The organism is Actinoplanes sp. NPDC026670 (assembly GCF_040638175.1).
In the GTDB taxonomy this organism is placed as follows: Bacteria; Actinomycetota; Actinomycetes; order Mycobacteriales; family Micromonosporaceae; genus Actinoplanes.
Genome location: NZ_JBEZXU010000166.1, coordinates 1 through 1,951, shown reverse-complemented (window position 1 = coordinate 1,951; position 1,951 = coordinate 1). Strand labels below are relative to the sequence as shown.

Genomic DNA, 1,951 nt, shown 5'->3' with positions numbered 1-1,951 from the left:
GGACGTACCAGCCGGAGAACAACCACCTCAAGGGCCGGACCCAGGCCACCACGCTGGAATACCTGCGACTGGTCGCGGTGGCCCGGCTCTTCTTCGAGACGGTGCCGCACCTCCAGGCGTCCTGGCTGACCACCGGCAAGGACGTCGGGCAGCTCGCCCTGCACATGGGCGTGGACGACCTCGGTTCGATCATGCTGGAGGAGAACGTCGTCTCCTCGGCCGGCGCGCGGCACCGCTCCACGACGCTGCTGGGGACAGCGGCTCAGTTTCGATACTCGACCCCTTGGTTGACCAGGGCGGGACACACGGCGCATGGCATGCGGCAGGTTGGCCACCGTGAACGGGTGGTGGAGTCGCGTAGCCGGGGGTGGCTGGGTTAGACGGATCGGCGCTTCTGGTGGGCCTCGATCTGCCGGCGCAGCTTGTGCATTCGCCGGCCAAGGGCAGCGAGTTCTCGGGTGATACGCCTGGACCTGGTTCGTAGTTCCTCCAGTTCGCGGTCCGCCGCGGGGGTCGGGGTGGCAGCGGGCGCGCTGGTGGGCATCGGTGCGTTCCGGCCGCTGGTGAGCCGTTGCTGCTCAGCGTCGACCATGCGGGAAACGGCCCTGGTTGCCGCGTAGCCGGTCGATGACCGGCAGGAGGTCTGGCCGCGCGTAGGCGTTATCGTCCCGGCCGGCTGTCCATCCTCGGCCGGCGTTACCTAGCCCGTTGTCGCTGGGCAGCTCGCCGCGCTGGTCCTCGCCCGCCGCCACAGCCCTCGCGCTCCCCCGGTAGGACGTGCGGCCGGCACCCGTCACTCCCCGGGTGCCGGCCGTGCTGCCCTTCGACGGTGTGGTGCGGTAGAGGTGACACCTAGCCGTCGATGGCGCGCACCCTTCGCCGTGTCCACCGATCGGCGCTACCAACGGGTAACGGGTTGACGGCGGACGAATGCAAACGGTTGCGGTCCCGGGGCCACCGTCCCTGACGAACGTGGTGTCGAAACAGTTGCCGATCACGTGCCCAACGCACCGGAGCTCGAAAACATGATGTCCAAGGACGACTGGTAACCGCTCCCGGCCGCCCTTGTCAGCGCAATGTCGAAGATCACCGCACACCCTTACCGACATCCCCGGCAGCCGGGAAGAGTTGCCACGCCGCCCGGCCCCGCCCGTAGGGCCAACTACAGGGCCAGCTGGTAGGCGCAGGTGCTTCACGAGGCTCGGATGGCCGCTCGATCCTCGTGGAGCACCCCGCCGCCGGCCGAGCGAGGGCAGGCACCCGCTGTTCATGGGACCGCGCTCACCAGAGGGATCTAACGAGGGTTCCAACGAGGAATCCAACGACGGGGACCGCTCGCCTGAACCCTCACCCGTGTTCAAGCCACCTCCCCTGGTGGCAGACGGTGAAGCGGCCGGCGTACCGGGGCCGACTGATAAGAGGTATCCCACCTACCGCCCACCAGCGCGCGCGAACCTGTGCCCGAACGGCGAGGGCAAGACCGCCTGCCCCGGCCGGTGTCCGGCCGGGACCGGCCGGAAACCTGCAGATCCGGCAGGTCGCGAGCCTTCGGAATCCAGATCCCCGGGTCGGGACGGGAACGGGTCGGGTCGGGAACCGACGTTTCGGTACGCCTGCTTGCAACACCGCCCGTTGCCGTGCATGCTCAGCCCGCACGACCCTGCGCGACCTGGCAGCCAGCCGGACACCGCCGCACGCGACCCGACAGCCAGCCGGACACCGCGACCGCTCGACGCCAGCGACCTGGCCGCCAGCCGGACCACGCTCCCCACCACCGCCGCCGGGTTCCGGGCCCGCCGCCGGTCACTCAGCAGCAGGGAGGGACACCGTTGGCCAGCGCCGCGTCCTTCCTCGACGACCTGGACCAAGACCCGCGCCAGACCTGCGTCAGACCTGTGGTCGGACCTAGATCCGGACCCAGGTCTGTCGCAGGTCCGGACTCAGGTCCAGG

Annotated in this window: 1 pseudogene; it reads left to right on the top strand. The window is 69.7% G+C overall.

From position 1 onward, the window contains the following. Nucleotides 1-239: pseudogene (locus tag AB0E94_RS52750) on the top strand (dehypoxanthine futalosine cyclase); the annotation flags it as partial. Between the last annotated feature and the right edge of the window lie 1,712 nt (nt 240-1,951).